Source organism: Nocardioides segetis (assembly GCF_051390595.1).
Taxonomy (GTDB): Bacteria; Actinomycetota; Actinomycetes; order Propionibacteriales; family Nocardioidaceae; genus Nocardioides.
Genome location: NZ_JBNINR010000015.1, coordinates 17,820 through 37,061 on the forward strand (window position 1 = coordinate 17,820; position 19,242 = coordinate 37,061).

At 71.7% G+C, this 19,242-nt stretch carries 15 protein-coding genes; all 15 read right to left on the reverse strand.

Annotated features, from left to right (window positions below):
* Position 1 precedes the first annotated feature (1 nt).
* The 15 genes from ACPZVR_RS20495 to ACPZVR_RS20565 all read right to left on the reverse strand — a co-directional run bounded on the left by ACPZVR_RS20495 (position 2) and on the right by ACPZVR_RS20565 (position 19,129).
* Positions 2-766 carry an SRPBCC family protein gene (locus ACPZVR_RS20495; RefSeq protein ID WP_436701536.1) on the reverse strand — a complete coding sequence of 255 codons (765 nt, stop codon included), beginning with the start codon at positions 764-766 and terminating at the stop codon, positions 2-4.
* A gap of 2 nt (positions 767-768) precedes the next feature.
* Positions 769-1,626 (reverse strand): FAD binding domain-containing protein, encoded by an 858-nt coding sequence (locus ACPZVR_RS20500; protein WP_436701537.1) that lies wholly within the window; start codon positions 1,624-1,626, stop codon positions 769-771.
* Positions 1,623-4,109, reverse strand: a complete 2,487-nt coding sequence (locus tag ACPZVR_RS20505) for a xanthine dehydrogenase family protein molybdopterin-binding subunit (RefSeq protein ID WP_436701538.1) — start codon at positions 4,107-4,109, stop codon at positions 1,623-1,625. The genes ACPZVR_RS20500 and ACPZVR_RS20505 overlap by 4 nt, the downstream gene beginning before the upstream one ends.
* Positions 4,106-4,591 (reverse strand): (2Fe-2S)-binding protein, encoded by a 486-nt coding sequence (locus tag ACPZVR_RS20510; protein WP_282403476.1) that lies wholly within the window; start codon positions 4,589-4,591, stop codon positions 4,106-4,108. Before ACPZVR_RS20510 ends, ACPZVR_RS20505 begins: the two co-directional genes overlap by 4 nt.
* Before the next feature lie 165 nt (positions 4,592-4,756).
* Positions 4,757-5,863 (reverse strand): barbiturase, encoded by a 1,107-nt coding sequence (gene bar, locus ACPZVR_RS20515; RefSeq protein WP_436701539.1) that lies wholly within the window; start codon positions 5,861-5,863, stop codon positions 4,757-4,759.
* Positions 5,864-5,886: 23 nt separating this feature from the next.
* Entirely contained in the window at positions 5,887-6,822 is a 936-nt protein-coding gene (locus ACPZVR_RS20520; protein WP_436701540.1) for a carbamate kinase, read from the reverse strand.
* A gap of 90 nt (positions 6,823-6,912) precedes the next feature.
* Positions 6,913-7,656, reverse strand: coding sequence for an SDR family oxidoreductase (locus ACPZVR_RS20525; protein ID WP_436701541.1), 744 nt, complete (start codon positions 7,654-7,656; stop codon positions 6,913-6,915).
* A gap of 10 nt (positions 7,657-7,666) precedes the next feature.
* Entirely contained in the window at positions 7,667-9,670 is a 2,004-nt protein-coding gene (locus ACPZVR_RS20530) for a hydantoinase B/oxoprolinase family protein (RefSeq protein WP_436701542.1), read from the reverse strand.
* 1 nt (position 9,671) lies between these two features.
* Positions 9,672-11,750, reverse strand: a complete 2,079-nt coding sequence (locus ACPZVR_RS20535) for a hydantoinase/oxoprolinase family protein (RefSeq protein WP_436701543.1) — start codon at positions 11,748-11,750, stop codon at positions 9,672-9,674.
* A gap of 238 nt (positions 11,751-11,988) precedes the next feature.
* Complete coding sequence (locus ACPZVR_RS20540) at positions 11,989-13,380, reverse strand: amidase (RefSeq protein WP_436701544.1); 1,392 nt, start codon at positions 13,378-13,380, stop codon at positions 11,989-11,991.
* The gene (locus ACPZVR_RS20545) at positions 13,377-14,021 is read right to left on the reverse strand and encodes an SRPBCC family protein (protein WP_436701545.1); all 645 of its coding nucleotides are present in this window, start codon (positions 14,019-14,021) and stop codon (positions 13,377-13,379) included. Before ACPZVR_RS20545 ends, ACPZVR_RS20540 begins: the two co-directional genes overlap by 4 nt.
* A complete protein-coding gene (gene cutA / locus ACPZVR_RS20550) occupies positions 14,018-16,396 on the reverse strand; it encodes an aerobic carbon-monoxide dehydrogenase large subunit (RefSeq protein ID WP_436701546.1) in 2,379 nt (792 codons plus the stop codon). Before cutA ends, ACPZVR_RS20545 begins: the two co-directional genes overlap by 4 nt.
* Entirely contained in the window at positions 16,393-16,899 is a 507-nt protein-coding gene (locus tag ACPZVR_RS20555; RefSeq protein ID WP_436701547.1) for a (2Fe-2S)-binding protein, read from the reverse strand. The genes cutA and ACPZVR_RS20555 overlap by 4 nt, the downstream gene beginning before the upstream one ends.
* Entirely contained in the window at positions 16,896-17,771 is an 876-nt protein-coding gene (locus tag ACPZVR_RS20560; RefSeq protein ID WP_436701548.1) for an FAD binding domain-containing protein, read from the reverse strand. The genes ACPZVR_RS20555 and ACPZVR_RS20560 overlap by 4 nt, the downstream gene beginning before the upstream one ends.
* Complete coding sequence (locus tag ACPZVR_RS20565) at positions 17,768-19,129, reverse strand: uracil-xanthine permease family protein (protein WP_436701549.1); 1,362 nt, start codon at positions 19,127-19,129, stop codon at positions 17,768-17,770. The genes ACPZVR_RS20560 and ACPZVR_RS20565 overlap by 4 nt, the downstream gene beginning before the upstream one ends.
* Positions 19,130-19,242 lie beyond the last annotated feature (113 nt).

Sequence of the window (19,242 nt, forward strand, 5' to 3'; positions counted from 1 at the left end):
CTCAGCGCCGCCTGTGCCGCCGACTCCGCCTGCGCCGCAGCAGCGCGACGGCGAGGAGGACGCCGAGCACGGCGCCGATCTGCTTGCCGTAGCTCTTCAGGAGCACGGGCAGTACCGCCGAGCCCAGATCGAGCGCGTCGTCGTCGGCGACCGGGCGCACCGGCGCCGGAGCAGGTGGCGGGGCGGGTGTCGGGGCGGGGGCCGAGGCCGGTCCCGCGTCCGGATCGCCCGACGGCGCGGCCACGGCCGCGGCGCCGGTCGACTGCGAGGCCGGGCCGGCGTCCTGGTCGGCCGGCTCCGCGGGCGGGGCGAGCCGCTGCTCGAGACAGGAGACGAACTGCCCCAGCAGCTTGTCGGAGACGTCCTGCATCACGCCCCGGCCGAACTGGGCCGGCTTGCCGGTGATGGCAAGGTCGGTGACGACGTCCACCTGGGTGGCGCCGTCGCCGCCGGCGGCCGTCATGGTCACGGTGACCTTGGCGCCCGCCGTGCCGTTGCCCCGCTTGTCGCGCCCCTTCGCGTCGACCACGAAGCGGTGCGCCGCCTCGTCGCGCTCCACGAACTTGCCGGAGCCGGCGTAGACCAGCGCGATCGGCCCGAGCTTGACCTTGCAGGTCCCCTCGAAGGTCGGCGCGCCGTCCTCGTCCTCCCCGACGGACGTCACCTGGGCCCCCGGGAAGCACTCGGCGAGGCCGCCGATGTCCTGGAAGTGCGCCCAGGTCGCGTCCAGCGACGTGGGGACGGTGAACGAGTGGCTGAGGTCCAAGGTCAGCCCCTCCCCGCGGCCGCGAGCACGGCCCGCCGGGTCAGCACCGTCGCGAGGTGCCGGCGGTAGTCGGCGTCGCCGTTGAGGTCGCTCGGCGGGCTGGTGCCGTCGGCGGCCAGCGCGGCGGCCGCCGCCACGCCCTCCTCCGTCGCGGGCTGGCCGGCCAGCATCTGCTCGGTGGCCCGGGCCCGGACCGGCGTCGAGCCCATGTTGGTCAGCCCGATCCGCGCCTCGGCGATGGTGTCGCCCTCGAGCCGCACGCTCGCGGCGACCGCCACGATCGGCCACTGGTGGGCGATCCGGACGAACTTCTCGTACGCCGCACCCCAGCCGTCGTACTTCGGGACGCGCACCTCGGTGAGGATCTCGTCGTCGGAGATCGCCGTCTCGAAGAGGTCGACGAAGAAGTCGGCCGCCGGGATCTCGCGGGTGCCCCCCGGGCCCTGGACGACGAAGGTCGCGTCGAGGGCCAGCGCCGGGGCACCGAGGTCCCCGGCCGGGTCGGCGTGCGCGAGAGCGCCGCCGAAGGTACCGCGGTGGCGCACCTGCGCGTCGGCGAGATGGGTGATCGCCTTGCTGATCAGCAGCGCGTGCTCGTGGACCAGCGGATCCTGGCCGACATCGTGGTGCGTCGTCATCGCGCCGATGGCGAGGTGGTCCCCACCGTCCCGCACGCCGCGCAGCGCCGGGATCCGGCCGAGGTCGATGACCCACTCCGGCGCGTTGAGCCGCATCCGGAGCACCGGGAGGAGACTCTGTCCCCCGGCGATGATCTTGGCGTCGTCACCGTGCTCGGCGAGGGCCGCCAGCGCCTCCTCGACCGAGGCCGGGGCGACGTACTCGAAGGCTGCGGGGATCACTGGACCTCTCCTTCCGCGCGGTCGACGGTGCCGGACATGCCCGTCGATGGATCGAAGTGCGGTGCGGCGGCGCCGGTGGTCTCCCCACCGGACCCGCCGCTGTTGATGGCCCGCCACACCCGCTCCGGCGTGCAGGGCATCGCGACGTCGTGGACGCCGTACGGGCGCAGCGCGTCGACGACCGCGTTCACGACCGCCGGGGTGGACGCGATGGTGCCGGCCTCGCCGACGCCCTTGGTGCCGAGCGAGTTGGTCGTCGCCGGGGAGGTGGTGTGGTCGAGGTCGAAGCTGATCGTGTCGGCCGCCGTCGGCAGCAGATAGTCGACGAACGAGCCGGTGACGAGGGTGCCGTTGTCGTCGTAGACCGCCTCCTCCCACAGCGCCTGTGCGATCCCCTGGACCAGGCCGCCGTGGACCTGGCCGGAGACGATGAGCGGGTTGATGACGTTGCCGATGTCGTCGCAGCACGCGTAGCTGCGCATCCGCACCTGACCGGTCTCGGTGTCGACCTCCACCGCGCACAAGTGGGTCCCGTGGGGGTAGTTGAAGTTCACCGGGTCGAAGGTCGCCTCGGAGTCGAGCGACGGCTCCACCCCGTCCGGCAGGTTGTGGGCGGCGAAGACGGCGGTCGCGATCTCGGTGATCGCGACGCCGGAGTCGGTCCCCTTGACGGCGAACCGGCCGCCGCTGAACTCGAGGTCGTCGACGGAGGCCTCGAGCAGGTGGGCCGCGATCGGCCGGGCCTTCTCGATCACCTTGTCGGCGGCCCGCACCAGGGCCTCGCCGCCGACGACCAGGCTCCGGGACCCATAGGTGTCCAGGCCCTTGTGGGAGATCTGGGTGTCGCCGTGCAGGACCTCCACGTCCTCGAACGGTACGCCGAGCCGGTCCGCCACGATCTGGCTGAACGCCGTCTCGTGTCCCTGCCCGTGGGCGGAGGCGCCGGTGACGACCTCGACCTTGCCGGTGGCCAGCATCCGGACCTCGGCGTGCTCCCAGCCGCCGGCGCCGTAGTTGAGGCTGCCCAGCACGCGGGAGGGCGCGAGGCCGCACATCTCGGTGAACGTGGAGACGCCGATGCCGAGCTGCACCCGGTCGCCCCGGGCCCGCCGCTCGGCCTGCTCGGCGCGCAGGGCGTCGTACCCGAACATCTCCTTGGCCCGCGCGGTGGCGGCCTCGTAGTTGCCGGAGTCGTACTCGAGACCGGCCACCGTGGTGAACGGGAACTCCTCGTGCTTGATCCAGTTCATCTCCCGGACCTCGAGCGGGTCCTTGCCCAGCTCGTGGGCGAGCTCGTCCATCAGCCGCTCGATCGCGAAGGTCGCCTCGGGCCGGCCGGCGCCGCGGTAGGCGTCGGTCCAGGTCTTGTTGGTGAGCACGTTCGTGGTCTGGAACTGGTAGGCCGGGAACTTGTAGATCGCGTTGAACATGAACGCCCCGAGCACCGGGACGCCACCGCCCACGATGGCGACGTACGCGCCGAGATCGGCGAGCAGGTCGACCTTGAGCCCGGTGACGTGGCCGTCCCTGGTCGCCGCGAGGGTGAGCCGCTGCCACTGGTCGCGACCGTGGTGGGCGGTGAGGAGCGACTCGCTGCGCGTCTCGGTGAACTTCACCGGCTTGCCCAGCCGGCGCGCCACCGCGAAGGCGATCATCTCCTCCGGCGTCTGCTGCAGCTTGCCGCCGAAGCCGCCGCCCACGTCCGGCGCGATGACCCGGATCTTCGACTCGGGCACGCCCGTGGTGGCGGCGATCGCGAAGCGCAGGATGTGCGGCACCTGGGTGGCCGACCAGACGGTGATCTGCTCGCCGGTCGGGTCGACGACCACGCTGCGCGGTTCCATGAACGCCGGGATCAGCCGCTGCTGGCGGTACTCCCGCTCGATCACGATGCCGTTCTCGCGCGCCTCCGCGATGGCCTGCTCGACGTCGCCGCCGGTGCCGGCCTCGGCCGAGTCGAAGCGCCAGACCGCGCTGACGTTGGTGCCGAGGTCGGGGTGCGCGATCGCGCCGCCGCTCTCGTGCGCGGCCGCCGCGTCCTTGAGGTCCAGCGCGGCCGGGAGCTCCTCGTAGTCCACCTCGACCAGCTCGGCCGCGTCGCGCGCCTCGGCGGCGCTGCGGGCGACGACGACGGCGACGGTCTCGCCGGCGAAGGCGACCCGGTCGGTCGGCATCGGCAGGTGCGCCGGCGTGACCTGGTCGGGGACGACGGGCCAGGCGTTGATGCACGCGCCCTGGCTCTCGCCGAGGTCGGCGCCGGTGAGGACGGCGACCACGTTGGGGCTCTGCTGGGCCGCCTCGGTGTCGATGCCGACGATCCGCGCGTGCGGGAACGGGCTGCGCACCATCGCCAGGTGCAGCATCCCGGGCAACGTGATGTTGTCGGTCCACCGCGTGCGGCCGGTGATGAGGCGCTGGTCCTCCTTGCGGCGCCGGTCGCGGCCGATCTCCGCGCCCGTGGTGGGCTCCTGGGTCGCGGTCATGCCGACGCCCCGCTCTCGCTCGTCGTACCCGCGGCGTGCTGCACCGCGCGCACGATGTTGTGGTAGCCCGTGCACCGGCACAGGTTGCCCTCGAGGCCGAGCCGGATCGCCTCCTCCGACGGGCTGGGGTTCTCGGCGAGCAGGTCGACGGTCTGCATGATCATGCCGGGGGTGCAGTAGCCGCACTGCAGGCCGTGGCACTCGCGGAACGCCTCCTGCACGGGGTGCAGCTGACCGTCCTCGCCGGCCAGTCCCTCGATCGTGGTGACCTCACCGCCGTCGGCCTGGACGGCCAGCACGTTGCAGGACTTCACGCTCCTGCCGTCGAGGTGGACGGTGCACGCGCCGCAGTTGCTGGTGTCGCAGCCGACGACCGTGCCGGTCTTGCCGAGCTTCTCCCGCAGGTACTGCACCAGCAGCATCCGGGGTTCGACGTCGTCGGCGACCCGCTGGCCGTCGACGGTGAGGTTGATCCGGGTCATGACTCTCCCTTGAGCGTGAGGGACCTGTGACCCGGCTCACGCTAGGGAGGGGTGGTTGGCGCGGGGTTGGTGAGCGAGCTCATCCCCTGCCCGAAATGCGCTGTGCTGCGCTCAGCACCCACCAGGTGAGTGCCGAGCGCAGCACAGTGACGCGAGCCGCAGGCGTCAGCCCAGGTCGACGATCGCGGCCACGGGGCCGCCGCCCTCGGGGCCCTGGTGGGCGGCCGAGACCGACACGAAGACGGCCGGGTCGCCGGTCACGGCGGCGGTGACGCCACCGACGCACGACTTGATCTGACGGTGCCAGTGCACGTCGGAGTCGTCGAGCATCGCGTTGCGACGGCCACGGACCTCGCCGTTCTGCGACGCCTCGCACTTGAGGAAGACGTTGACCAGCCGGCCCTGCAGGTCGGAGGTGTGCGGGCGCTCGGGCAGGTCGAGGCCGGCGTCCTTGATCGCGTTCCAGATGCCGTCCTGGTCGAGGGCGTCGTTCATCACCGAGTGGCCGATGCGGTAGCGGCCACCGACACCCTTGGCGTTGCCCACGACGACGATCTGCGCCTGGTCGAGCTCGACACCCGACGAGCACGAGGCGACCGACGAGTAGAGGTCGCGGTTCTTCATGACGTCCTCGTCCTTCGGCATCTCGATCTCGCCGAGGGCGACGGCGATGCCGAGGCCCGTGACGCCGTTGGACAGGTCCATCGACTCGTGGGTGTGCTCGGTCCAGACCTCCTTGCCGCGGCTGTGCGCGTCGCGGATGGTGTGGATCGTGAGCAGCGGGGTCTTGGTCTGCACGTAGTGCACGTCCGCCGGGTCGGTGATCCCGGCGCGCTCCATGGCGACCTTCACGCCGGCGGCGACCTTCTCGATCATCGCGACGTACCCGATCTCCTCGGGCAGGATCGGCTCGCTCATCGCGAAGCCGACGGTGAGGCGCTGCTCCTCGCGGCTCGGGTCGTCCTCGGCGACGTCGGTCGTGGCGAAGATGGTGGCGTGGGGGCTGATCACGCCGTCGGTGCCGCCCGACCAGACGATCGGGACCTGCTTGACCTGGTCGGCGGGCGCACCCTTCTCGACGAGCACCTCGCGGAAGGCACGGTCGGCGATGATCCGGGTGTAGTCGTTCACCCCGCCGTTGCCCTCGGTCTTGCCGATGATCGCGATGACGCGGTCGGCCTTGAAGACACCCTCGTCGATGAGCTTGGCCAGCTCGGAGGCGTCGGCGACGGAGTGGATCGGGACCTTGCGGACCTCGATGGCAGAAGGCATGGTCAAGCTTCCTTTCGGGTTCTTCAGTTGGGCGTGACGATCGTTCCGGCGCGGCCGTCGGCGGCCGCGAGGATGCTGCTGAGGTCGGTGATGACGCCGCGCTTGCCGGACTCGGCGACGAAGCGGCACACCGCGTCGACCTTGGGCCCCATCGAGCCACCGGCGAAGTGGCCGTCCGCGGCGTACTGCCGCATCTGGTCGAGGGTGACCTGGCCGATGTCGGTGGCCTCGGGGGTGCCGAAGCCGAGCACGGCGTGCGCGACGTCGGTGGCGATGACGAGGAGATCGACCTCGATCGCCTGGGCGAGCAGGGCAGCGCCCAGGTCCTTGTCGATGACCGCCTCGACGCCCGCGAGCGAGCCGTCGGCCCGCCGGACGGTCGGGATGCCACCGCCGCCGTTGGCGATGACGACGAACCCGGCCTCGACCAGCGCGACGGCGGCCGGCGCGTCGAGGACCTCGAGCGGCTCGGGCGAGGCGACCATCCGCCGCCACCCGCGCTCGCCGCGGTCCTCCCAGGTCTCCCCGTGCTCGATCATCGTGCGCGCCTCGGCGGCCGACAGATAGCGGCCCACCGGCTTGCTCGGCGTGGCGAAGGCCGGGTCCGCGGCGTCGACCCGGGTCCGGGTGACCAACGCGGCGGTGGGGCGGGTGAGGCCTCGGGCGGCGAGCGCGCCGTCCAGGGCGTTCATCAAGATGTCGCCCAGGGTGCCCTGGGTCTGCGCCCCGCACCAGTCCAGCGGAACCGGGGGTACGACGTGCGCGGCGATCTCGTTCTTCACCAGCAGGTTGCCCACCTGGGGGCCGTTGCCGTGGGTGATGACGACGTCGACTCCGGCCGCGACCAGATCGGCCACGGCCTCCATCGCCTCGGTCGCGGCCGCGATCTGGTCCTCCGGTCGGGCCTTCCCGTCCGGGGACGTCATCGCGTTGCCGCCGAGCGCCAGCAGGATCCTCATGCAGCGAACCTAGTGAGCCGGATCACCGCCGTTCATCGTGGAGATCAGCCAACTCGGAGCGCGAAGGGTGGCAACACCTGCCAGCGGAGCTCAGGTCGCGAGATCGCGCGCCAGCACCGTGGCGACCGAGCCGGGCGCACGGCCCAGCAGCGCGCCCAGCGGTACGCCGCCGGTGGGCAGTCCGTGGTCGTCGTAGTAGTCGAACATCGCCCGCAGCCAGGGATGCACGTCGTCGTCCGCGGGCACCCGCCGCGCCGACAGGCCCGCCGCGGCGGCGACGTCGGCGACGCTCACCAGCGCCGGTCCCCCGAGCTCGTAGGTCGCGCCGACATGCCCCTCGCCGGTGAGGACCACGGCGGTCGCCGCGGCGACGTCTTGCAGGTCGACCATCCCGAACGGGGTGTCCACCGCGTAGGGCACCTCCAGGTCGCCGGCCGCCGACCGGGCCGCGCGCAGGGCAGGCAGCAGGTTCTGGACGTAGGCGCACGGCTGGAGGATCGTCCAGTCCAGGCCGGAGCGGCGGACCAGGTCCTCCGAGACGGCCTTACCGAGGTGGTGCGGCATCGCCGGCACGTAGGGCGAGGCCACCGAGTGGTAGCTCACCCGCCCGACGCCGACCTCCGTGGCGGCGGCGAGCACCGCGGCGACGTACGACGGCTCGTCGGGGTGCAGGTTGGGGGCGATGACGTGCACGGCGTCGGCGCCCGCCAGGGCCGCCGGCAGGTCGTCGAACGCGGCCCGGCCCAGGGGGCGTGTCGCCACGCCCACCTGGGCCAGGGCCGCGCCGACGGCGCGGCCGGTCTTGCCGGATCCCCCGAGGATCGCGACCTTCATGCCGTCGTCCTCAGAGCACGTCCACCGCGGCGGCGGCCGCGCCACCGGCGAGGACGCCGTAGCCCGGTCCGCGGTCGAAGAACGCGTCGTCCTCCGCCGGCACCGGACGCCCGGCCCGCTCCGTGGCGGTCGCCGCGGCGTCGTACCCGAGGGAGTCGTCGTCCAGCGAGCCGGTGAGGACCACGCCGTAGTCGGCCAGGGCCGCCTCGGTGGAGACCTTGCGCCACACGACGTCGCGCACGACGAGCTCCGGGTCGCGCTCGAGCGGGTTGCCCCACCCGCCGCCACCGGTCGTGCGGATCCGGATGGTCTCGCCGGCCACCACGGGCTCGGCGTCGGCCAGGGCGTCGACCTCGCGCTCGTTGGGGCCGCCCGGGTCGATGGTGACCTGGAACGGCTTGCCCGCCTTGCCGCCCTTCACGCCCCAGCAGGCGAGGATCGAGCGGTCGGCGATGGACATGAAGTTCGCGTCCTTGAGCATCCGGATGTGCTTCTCGTAGCCCAGTCCACCGCGGAACTGGCCGGCGCCGCCGGAGTCCATCGCGAGGCTGAGCGACTCGACCACGAACGGGAAGCGCGACTCGGTGAACTCCGTGGGGAGGTTCCGCGAGTCCGGGACGACGTGGATGGTGTCCTCGCCGTCGGCGTAGTAGCGGCCGCCCGAGCCGCCGCCGAGCACCTCGCGCATGAGGTACGAGCGGCCCTCGAGGTCCTCGCCGTAGACGCCGGTGTAGCGGATCGTCTCCTGGTCGGCGGGCATCTTGCCGTCGACCGCCTTCGCGATCACGCCGGCCAGGACGCCGAGCAGGCGCAGGATGACGAACGTGCGGGCGTTGGTCGGCGCCGGGAAGACCGGCGTCAGCAGCGTGCCCTTCTCCGGGAAGCGCATCTCGATGAGCGGCACGACGCCCTCGTTGACGTCGAGCTCGGCCATCCGCTCCGGGGTGTCGGCCAGGTTGCGCAGGATCGGCGCGAGCCACTTCTTGAGGAAGACGCCGTCGGAGTAGTCGCCGCAGTGGTTGATGGGGCCCTTGGCCTGCGGGCTGGTGCCCGCGAAGTCCAGGATCAGCCGCTCGCCCTCGGGGTCCTCGGCCGCGGTGCGGGTGAGGGTGATCCGCTGCGTGTGCAGCTTCGGGTCGTCGACGCCGTCGTGCTCGGCGTAGTCCTCCCAGGTCCAGGTGCCGACCGGGATCTTGGAGAGGATCTCGCGCCGGTAGGTCTCGGTGGACCGGTCGATGACGGCGTCGAAGCAGGCCTCGACGGTCTCGATGCCGTAGCGGTCGAACAGCTCGCCCAGGCGACGGGCGCCCATCAGGCAGGCCGAGCACTCGGCGTCGAGGTCGGCGGCCAGCGACTCGGGCATGCGCGAGTTGCGGGTCATGATCGTCAGCGCCGAGCGGTTCGGCACGCCGGCGTCCCACAGCTTGATCGGCGGGACCTGCAGGCCCTCCTCGAACACGCTGGTGGCGTGCGACGGCATGGAGCCGGGCACCGCGCCACCGATGTCGTCGTGGTGGCCGAAGGCCTGGATGAACGCGACGACACGCCGCTCCCCCTCCGGACCCGCGAACACCGGGACGGTGACGCACAGGTCGGGGAGGTGGCCGATGCCACCCTCGGAGAGGTAGACGTCGTTGTGGAAGAAGACGTCGCCCTCCTTCATCTCCTCGATCGGGAAGTCCCGGGCGACCGGGTGCACGAGCGCGGAGTACGAGCGGCCGGTCAGCTTGCGCAGCAGCCGGTCGTGGATGCCCGCACGGAAGTCGTGCGCGTCGCGGATCATCGGCGAGCGGCTGGTGCGCGCGATCGCGGTCTCGACCTCGTGCTCGACGGCGGCCAGCGACCCCTGGACGATCTCGACCAGGACGGGGTCGGCGCTGCGGCCGGCGTCCTCGGTCAGGGTGCCGAAGGGGAACTGGGTCGGCGCGCGGTGCGAGGTGATGTCACCGTCGTGCGTGAAGGTCCGCGGCGCCGTGGGGTTCTGGACAGAGACGGTCTGGCAGCTCAGGCACATGTCAGCTCTCCTCCGAGCGCGTCACGATGATGTTGGCGTAGTCGTCGACCCGGGCCGTGAAGCCGGGGTGGATGGGCACGGTCGAGCCGAACTCCTCGATGATCACCGGGCCGGCGAGCACCTGGCCGGCCGGCAGGTCGGGACGCCAGAAGATCGGCGTCTCGACGTACCCGGCCTCGGCGTCGAAGCAGATGGAGCGCGAGCCGGTCGGCTGCGGCTCCGGCTTCGCGGCGTCGGCGCGCAGGATCTCGGGGCGCTTGATCGGGCCGACGCCCGAGACCCGCAGGTTGACGACCTCGACCTGCTGCGACGCGTCGCCGGAGAAGTCGTAGCCGTAGAGCACCCGGTGCTCGGCGTGGAAGCGGTCCGCGACCGTGGTCAGCGTCTCGCTCGTGATGGGGCCGTCCGGGACGCCGACGCGGACCTCGAAGGCCTGGCCGAAGTAGCGGACGTCGGCGGTGCGCACGAAGACGTGGTCGGCCTCCGCGAAGCCCTCCTTGCTGAGCGCCTCCGCGGCACGCGCCGTGAGGACGTCGTACTCCCGCTGCAGGTCGGCGGGGTCGAGGTTCTCCTGGAGCGCGACGTGGGTCTGCACGTAGTCGTTCTTCACGTCGACGGTGAGCAGGCCGAAGGCGGAGACGTTGCCCGGGTTCGGCGGCACCAGCACGGTCGGGACGTTGAGGATGTCCATCAGCCGGCACAGCAGCAGGGATCCCGAGCCGCCGAACGTGGTGAGGGCGAAGTCGCGCACGTCCAGGCCGCGCTTGACCGTCACCTGACGCAGGGCGTTGGCCTGGTTCCACGCGGAGATCTCCAGGATGCCCGTGGCACAGGCCTCGGCCGAGATGCCGAGCTTGCCGGCCAGCTGCTGGATCGCGGCCGTGGCGGCGTCGACGTCGAGCGGGATCTCGCCGCCGAGCAGGTGCGGGGGGATCCGGCCGAGGAAGACGTGGGCGTCGGTGATGGTGACGTCCGTGCCGCCCTTGCGGTAGCAGATCGGGCCCGGGTCGGCACCGGCCGAGTGCGGGCCGACCTTGAGGGTGCCCTCGGGCGAGAGCCAGGCGATCGATCCGCCGCCCGCGCCGACGGTGACGACGTCGATCATCGGGATCTTCGACGGGTAGACGCCGACGCTGCCCTCGGTGGTCAGGGTCGGGTCGCCGTCGATGACCACGGAGACGTCGGTCGACGTACCGCCGCCGTCGGAGGTGAGGACCTTGTCGAAGCCCGCGACCTTCGCGATCAGCGCCGCACCGAGGGCGCCGGCGGCCGGGCCGGAGAGGACCGTGGTGATCGGCTGGTGCACGACCTCGTCGGCGGAGAGCACGCCGCCGTTGGACTTCATGACGTAGAACGGGATGGTCCGGCCGCTCTGGGTCGCGAGCCGGTCCTTGATGTTGTTGACGTAGCGGCTCAGCTTGGGCTTGACCGCGGCGTCGACGAGGGTGGTCATCGAGCGCTCGTACTCGCGGTACTCCCGCAGCACCTCGCTCGAGATGGAGACGACGGCGTCGGGGTGCTCCTCGGCGATGATCTCGCGCATCCGCTCCTCGTGCGCCGGGTTGGCGTACGCGTGCAGGAAGCAGACCCCCAGGGTGTCGATGCCCTTGTCCTTGAACCAGCGCGCGGTGCGCCGGGCGCCGTCCTCGTCGAAGGGGCGGATCTCCGCGCCCGTGAAGTCGAGGCGACCGCCCACGCCCTTGACGAGGTCGCGCGGGACGATGCGGTCCGGCTTCACCCAGAAGTACGAGTTGCCGTAGCCGTCCGGCACGGACTGCCGGGCGATCTCCAGCATCGCCTCGTAGCCCTCGGTGGTGATGAACCCGAGCGCGTCTACCTTCCCCTCGAGGAGCTGGTTGGTCGCGACCGTGGTGCCATGGCTCACGGCCACCACGTCGGCGAACTCCGCCCCCGCGATCCCGAGCACCTTGTCGATGCCCGCCAGGAACCCGTCGGCCGGGTTCCCCGGCGTGCTCGGGGTCTTGGTGGTGACGACCTCACCGCTGTCCTCATCGAAGGCAACGACGTCGGTGAAGGTGCCGCCCGTGTCGATGCCGATCCTGATCCGCCTCGCTGTCATGGGTCACATTCAAGTGAGCCGGATCGCTGCGCACGACGGCATGATCTGCCGAGGGATTCGGGCTTCGTGGGCAGATGTTGCCTGCTGGGTGTGGCCGGGGTCGGAGACAGTTTCACCGGCCGGCCGGTGAAACTGTCGGGGGTTGGACGACAAAACTCACGCTTGGACGAGGAAACTTCCTCGTCCAAGCGTGAGTTTCTCCGGCCGGCCGGTGAATCTGTCACATCGCGCGAGCAGATCAGCGCGCCGCAAGCTCCTCGAACGCCAGCGCGACCTCCAGCAGCCGCAGGTCCGCACCGTGCGGGGCGACCAGCTGAACCCCGACGGGGAGCCCGTCGGCGGTGGTGCCGAAGGGCACGGAGATGGCGGGGCAGCCGGTGACGGTGATGAAGTACGCCGAGCGCATCCAGTCGAGATAGGTCGCCATCGGCTTGCCGTTGATCTCACTGGGGAACTCGCTCGTCGCCGGGAAGGGCGGCACCTGGGAGACCGGCAGCACGAGCACGTCGTGGGACCGGAAGAACGACCGCATCGTCTCCGACAGCGCCGTGCGCTGGGTGTAGGCGCGGGCGACGTCGGCGCCGGTGAGGGACTCCCCGGCCCGGATGTTGTCGGCGAGGGACGGCTTGAAGGCGTCCGGGTGCTCGGCGAGCAGCCGGCCGAGCTTCGCCTGGAAGTGCCAGGCCCGCAGGGTGCGGAAGGTGTCCTCGGCGAGCGACAGGTCCGGGTACGCCGACGCGACGGTCGCCCCCGCCGCGGCCAGCGAGCGACCGGCGGCCTCCACGACCGCCGCGACCTCGTGGTCGACCTCGAGCGCTCCGCCGAGGTCCACGCTGAGCGCGACCCGCAGTCCCGCCAGCGAGGCCGGCGCCGGGGACGCGAACGCCGCGCCGGGCGCCCCCAGGGCCTGGGGCGCCCGCGGGTCGGGACCCGCCATGACCGACAGCAGCAGCGCGAGATCCCCGACGTTGCGGGCCATAGGGCCACCGACGGAGGTCGTCTCCCACTGGTTGTAGAGCGGCCACTCGGGGACCCGGCCCAGGCTCGGCCGCATCCCGACGACGCCGCAGAAGGACGCGGGGTTGCGCAGGGACCCGCCCATGTCGGAGCCGTCGGCGAGCGGGACCATGCCGGCCGCGAGCGCACAGGCCGCTCCCCCGCTGGACCCGCCGGCCGACCGCGTCGGGTCGACCGGGTTGAGGGTGGTCCCGAAGACCTTGTTGAAGGTGTGCGACCCGGCGGCGAACTCCGGGACGTTGGTCTTGCCGATGGTGACGGCACCGGCGGCGCGCACGCGCTCGACGAGCAGCTCGTCGTGCTCGGGCACGTTGTCGGCCATCACCGTGGAGCCGTAGGTCGTGCGCCAGCCGCCGACCGCGTGGGTGTCCTTGAACGCGAACGGCAGGCCGTGCAGGGGACCCACCTCGGCGCCGGCGGCGAGCGCCTCGTCGGCGGCGAGCGCCCCCGCCCGGGCCCGATCCTCGTCGAGGGAGACGATGGCGTTGAGCTCGGGGTTGCGCTCGGCGATCCGGTCGAGGTGGAGGTCGAGCAGCTCGCGCGCCGAGATCTCCCGACGTCGTACGGCGCCCGCCTGGTCCCGCGCCGTCGACTCGACCGACAGGGAGGTCATCGACGACGGCCCAGCAGGCCGCCCACGATCACACCGGCGAGCACGAGCCCACCGCCCACCGCGACGCCCATGAGGAACGACTCGCCGCCCACCGCGGCACCGCCACCGGCACCGGCGGCGGTCCTGGGCGCGGCCGCGAAGACCTGCGCGCCCTCGGCGTTCACGGTCGGCTCGGCCGTCGCCGCGGCGACCTCGGCCGGCAGGCCGTTCGCGATCACCTTCTCGACGTTGCCGAAGAACTCCGCGGCCATCCGGCGCGAGACGCTGGTCAGCATCCGCTGGCCGACGCCGCCGATCATGCCGCCGACCACGGCGTCGGCGTCGTAGGACAGGACCGTCTGGCCGTCCTGCTCGGCGAAGGTGACCAGCACGGTCGCGTCGATGGTGCCCGGCGCGCCCGCGCCCTTGAGCTTCATCGTCAGCCCCTCGCCGGGACGCAGGTCCTCCAGGACGCACGACCCGGAGTAGGTGCCCTTGATGGCAGCGACGCCCGCGCTGACGGTCATCGCGTAGGCGTTCTCGCCGGTCGCCTCGAGCTGCTCACAGCCCGGGATCGTCGCCACCAGCACCCGCGGGTCGAGGATCGCGTCCCAGACCTTCCCGACGGGGGCGGCGATGGTGTTCTGACCGGAGATCTTCACTTCGACTCCTTCTGGGCCGCCCGGAGCGCGAAGAGCTCCGACGGCGAGATGGGCATGGCGGTGATGGGCAGGCGCTCGGCGTCCTCGATGGCGGCGGCGAAGGCGGCGGACCCGGGGATCACGCCGGCCTCGCCCGCGCCCTTGATGCCGAGCGGGTTGAGCGGAGACGGGGTCTCCAGGTGGTCGATCTCGATGCTCGTCGGCACCTCGGTGACGTAGGGCATCAGGAAGTCCATGAACGACGCGTTGAGCAGCTGCCCGGACTCGTCGTAGGCCATCCGCTCGTAGAGCGCGCCGCCGACCCCCTGCGCGACGCCGCCGTGGATCTGGCCCTCGACGATCATCGGGTTGATCAGGTGCCCACAGTCGTGCACGACGGCGTACTTGAGGATCCGGATCTCGGCCGTCTCGACGTCGGTCTCGACGATCACGGCGTGCATGCCGGAGGCGAAGGTCGAGCGCGGCGGCGAGTAGAAGTCCTTGCCCTCCAGGCCCGGCTCGTCGTCCTCGGCGACCGGCGGCTTCGACGGGTCGCCGACGTTGAACTGCGTCGCCGCCTTGGACGCCTCGTCGAAGGCGTAGCGCAGCGGGTTGGAGAGGACCGCGATGGTGCCGAGCGGGATCGAGCTGTCGGTGCCCTTGACGCTGACGACCCCGTCGACGATCTCCAGGTCGTCGACGTCGGCCTCGAGTGCGTCCGCGGCGATGCGCAGCGCCTTCTCCTTGGCGCGCTTGGCGGCCAGGTGGATGGCCGAGCCGCTCATCACCGCGGCGCGCGAGGCGAAGGTGCCGACGGCGTACGCCATCCGGCGGGTGTCGCCGGTCGTGATCTCGACGTCCTCGAACCGCACGCCGAGCTCGTCGGCCACGATCTGCGCGAACGCGGTCTGGTGGCCCTGGCCCTGCGAGGTCAGGCCGGTGGCGACCTTGACCTTCCCGGAGGTCTCGATGTGCACGTGCGCGCCCTCGTAGGGACCGACGCCGGTGCCCTCGACGTAGCAGGCGAGGCCGAGGCCGACCCGCTTGCCCTCGGCCGCCTTCGCCTCGCGGAAGGACTCGAAGTCGTCCCAGCCGACGAGCTCCTTGATCTTGTCGAGCATGGCCGGGTAGTCGCCGGAGTCGTACTCCAGCTCGCGGCCGTCCTGGAAGATCAGGCCCTGGTCGTAGGGGAACTCGTCGGGCTGGATGAAGTTCACCGCACGGACGTCGGCGCGGTCCTTGCCGAGCTCGGCCGCGATGGCGTCCATGGTCCGCTCCATGACGAAGCAGCCCTGGGGGCGGCCCGCGCCGCGGTACGGCGTGACGATGACGGTGTTGGTGTAGAGCGAGTCGAACTGCACGTGGTACGCGCCCGGCTTGTAGGGGCCCAGCAGCTGCGTGGAGGTGATGATCGGGACGATCAGGCCGTACGGCGTGTACGCACCGTGGTCGTGCCAGAAGCGCACGTCGAGGCCCAGCACGCGACCCTCGTCGTCGAAGCCGACCTCCACGTGGTGCAGCTGCGCGCGCTCGTGGGCCGAGGAGATGAAATGCTCACGCCGGTCCTCGGTGAACTTCACCGCACGGCCCAGCTTCTGCGCCGCGAGCGGGACCAGGAGCTCCTCCGGCCACGGGTGCACGATCTTGACGCCGAAGCCGCCGCCCACATCGGGCGTGATGACGTCGACCTGGCCGAGGTCGAGGCCGAGCTTGGCGGCCACGGCGGCGCGCACGCCGGTGGAGGTCTGCGTCGACGTCCACACCTGGAGCCGGTTCTGGTCGGGGTCCCAGCGCGCGACGGTGCCGCGACCCTCCATCGGCATGCAGGCGCTGCGCTCGATCTGCAGGTCGAGGGAGAGCCGGTGGGGAGCGCTCTCGATCGCCGCGGCGGCGTCGCCGTTGGACTGCTCCATGCGCGCGGCCACGTTGCCGGGGACGTCGTCGTGGACCAGGTTCGCGGCGGCCCGCGCGGCCTCGACCCCGACGACGGCGGGCAGGGGCTCGTACTCGACGACGATCCGCGCGAGGGCGTCCTCGGCGAGGTAGCGGTCGTCGGCGACGACGAAGGCGATCGCCTCGCCGACGTAGTTGACCTCGTCCCTGGCCAGGGCGTACTGCGTGCGGCCGTGGGTGAGCGTCGGGTGCGGGATGAGCAGCGGCAGCGGCTCGGCCATCGCGCCCTCGAGGTCGTCGTAGGTCCACACGGCGTGGACGCCCTCGACGTCGAGCACGCCGTCGACGTCGATGGAGAGGATCCGGGCGTGGGCGTGGGGGCTGCGCAGGACGGCGGTGTGCAGCGCGTCGAGCGCGACGTCGTCGACGTAGCGACCGGTGCCGCGCACCAGCCGGTCGTCCTCGACCCGCTGGACCTTGGCGCCCATCATCTTGGTCGTCATGCGGCACCGTCCTCGGCACGCTCGTCGCGGGCCAGCTCCGCGGCACGGCACACGGCCTTGACGATGTTCTGGTAGCCGGTGCACCGGCACAGGTTGCCGGCGACCATGTCGCGGGCCTCGTCCTCGGTGGGGTCGGGGTTCTCGGCGATGCCGGCGGTGATGGTGGTCAGGAAGCCGGGGGTGCAGAAGCCGCACTGCAGGCCGTGGCACTCGCGGAACGCCTGCTGCACCGGGCCGAGCTCGCCGTCGGGTCGGGCGAGCCCCTCCACCGTGGTGATGTCGTGTCCGGACGCCGACACGGCGAACATCAGGCAGCTGCGCATGGGCTGGCCGTCGACCAGGACGGTGCAGGCGCCGCAGACGCCGTGCTCGCAGCCGACGTGCGTGCCGGTGAGGCCGAGGTCGTGCCGCAGCGCGTCGGACAGCAGCCGCCGCGCCGGCACCGCCACCTCGTGATCGGTGCCGTTGACCTTCAGCCTGATCTCGTGCTGCTTCTCGCTCATCGGCTTCCCCCAGCCCGGGTGCGGGCGTCGTCGTAGGCGGCGGTCACGACCCGCGCGGTCAGCACGGTGGCCAGGTGCGCGCGGTAGTCCGCCGTTGCGTGGATGTCGGTCTCGGGGTCGAGCTGCTCCAGCGCGACCGCGGCGGCCGCGGCGAGGGCGGCGGCGTCCACCGTGCCGTCGAGCGCCTCGGTCAGGTCGACCACGACCGGGATGTCGGAGACGGACAGGTAGCCCGCCTTCGCCGACACGACCCGGTCCCCCTCGACGCCGACGACCGCCGCGACGCCGCACATGGCGTAGTCGCCGTGCCGCCGAGCGATCTCCTCGAAGGCCACGCCGCTCCCGGCGGCGAGCGCCGGGAAGAAGGCCTCCACGGCGATCTCGTCGTGGTGCAGGCTGGACTCGAGCGGGCCGACGTAGAGCTCCGCCGCCGGGATCGTACGACGCCCGCCGGGTCCGGCGACGTCGACCGAGCCGTCGAGCAGGCGCAGCACCATCGGCATCTCCGCGGCCGCGTCGGCGTGGACCAGGGAGCCGACCGTGGTGCCGCGGTTGCGGATGGTCGCGTGGGCGACGTTGGCGAGCGCGAGCGGCACGAGCGGCTGCACGCGGGCGACGCCGGCGTCCTGGAGGACCTCGGCGTGCCGGGCGAGTGCCCCGATCCGCACCCCGTCCGCGTCGGCGCGGACGTGACCGAGGTCGGGCAGGTCGTTGATGTCGACCAGGACCGCCGGGGCGGCCAGGCGCATCGAGAGCAGCGGGACGAGGCTCTGTCCTCCGGCGAGGACCTTGGCCTCCGGGTGCCCGGCCAGGGCCTGGAGGGCTTCCTCCAGGGTCCCCGGCCGGACGTAGTCGAACGATGCGGGCTTCACAGCCTCTTGGTCACCTCTCCTGAAGTGGCGTCGGTGGAGCGTCCCTTCACGGCGTGGAAGAAGACGATGACGAGGATCGTGCCGAGGGCGATGCCGCCGAGCTCGAAGTCGTCGGTGACCTTCAGCGTCACGCCGCCGATGCCGGCGATCAGGCCGCCGGCGAGGCCGACCATGTTGACCGGGTTGCCGAAGTCGACGTTGTTCTCGACCCAGATCTTGGCGCCGACGAGGCCGATCATGCCGTAGAGGACGACGGTGATGCCGCCGAGGACGCCGCCCGGGGTGGCGTTGACGATCGCGCCGAACTTCGGACAGAGGCCGAGCAGGATCGCGACGATGCCGGCGACGTAGTAGGCCGCGGTCGAGTAGACCTTGGTCGCGCCCATGACGCCGATGTTCTCGGCGTACGTGGTCGTCGGGGATCCGCCGAAGACGCTGGCGAAGGCGGTGGCGGCACCGTCGGCGCCGATCGCGCGGCCCATGTACGGGTCGAGGTTCTCACCGGTCATCTCGGCGACGGCCTTGACGTGGCCGGTGTTCTCGGCGATCAGGGCGATGACGCCGGGCAGGACCAGCAGGATGAAGGTCATCGAGAAGCTCGGGCCGTGGACGACCGAGACGCCGTCGGCGAGGTCGCCGCTGGGGAAGCCGATCCAGTCCGCGGACTTCACCGCGGCCCACGAGACGCGGTCGTGCTCGACGGCGTCGGGGCCGGTCGGCAGCACCGAGGTGATCGAGCCGAACATCTTGTCGGCGAGGAACGAGATCACGTATCCGAACACCAGCGCGAGGAAGACCGCGATCCGCGACCAGAAGCCCGGCAGCAGCACGGCGGCACAGACCATGAACGCCGCGGTCGCCAGGGCGATCCACTGGTCCTGCGGCCAGTAGGTGCCCGCCACGACGGGCGCCAGGTTGAAGCCGATGAGCATGACCACCGCGCCGGTGACGGCGGGCGGCAGCAGCTTGTGGATGAGGCCGGCACCGGCGAAGTGCACGGCGACGCCGATCGCGGCGAGCACGAGACCGGCGACCAGGATGGCGCCGGTGACGTCCGCCGAGTCACCGCCCTGCGCGCGGATCGCGGCCACACCGGCCACGAACGAGGCGCTGGTGCCGAGATAGCTCGGCACCTTGTTGTTGCAGATCAGCAGGAAGCCGATCGTGCAGATACCCGAGAACATGATGGCGAGGTTGGGGTCGAGGCCCATCACGATGGGGAACACGAAGGTCGCGCCGAACATGGCGACGACGTGCTGTGCTCCCAGGCCTACGGTCCGCCCCCAAGGGAGCCGTTGGTTCGGCGCTACCGGTTCGCCGGGCGCCGGGTCGACTACCTCCCACTTGAACATCGACATGCTGAGTCCTCCTGATCTGGGGCTGCTCGACTTGGTGCTCCCTTGATGGTGCCGTCGAGACTCACCAACCTATTGAGGGCGAGATCACACCTCACTGGCCACTTCCGCCAAAG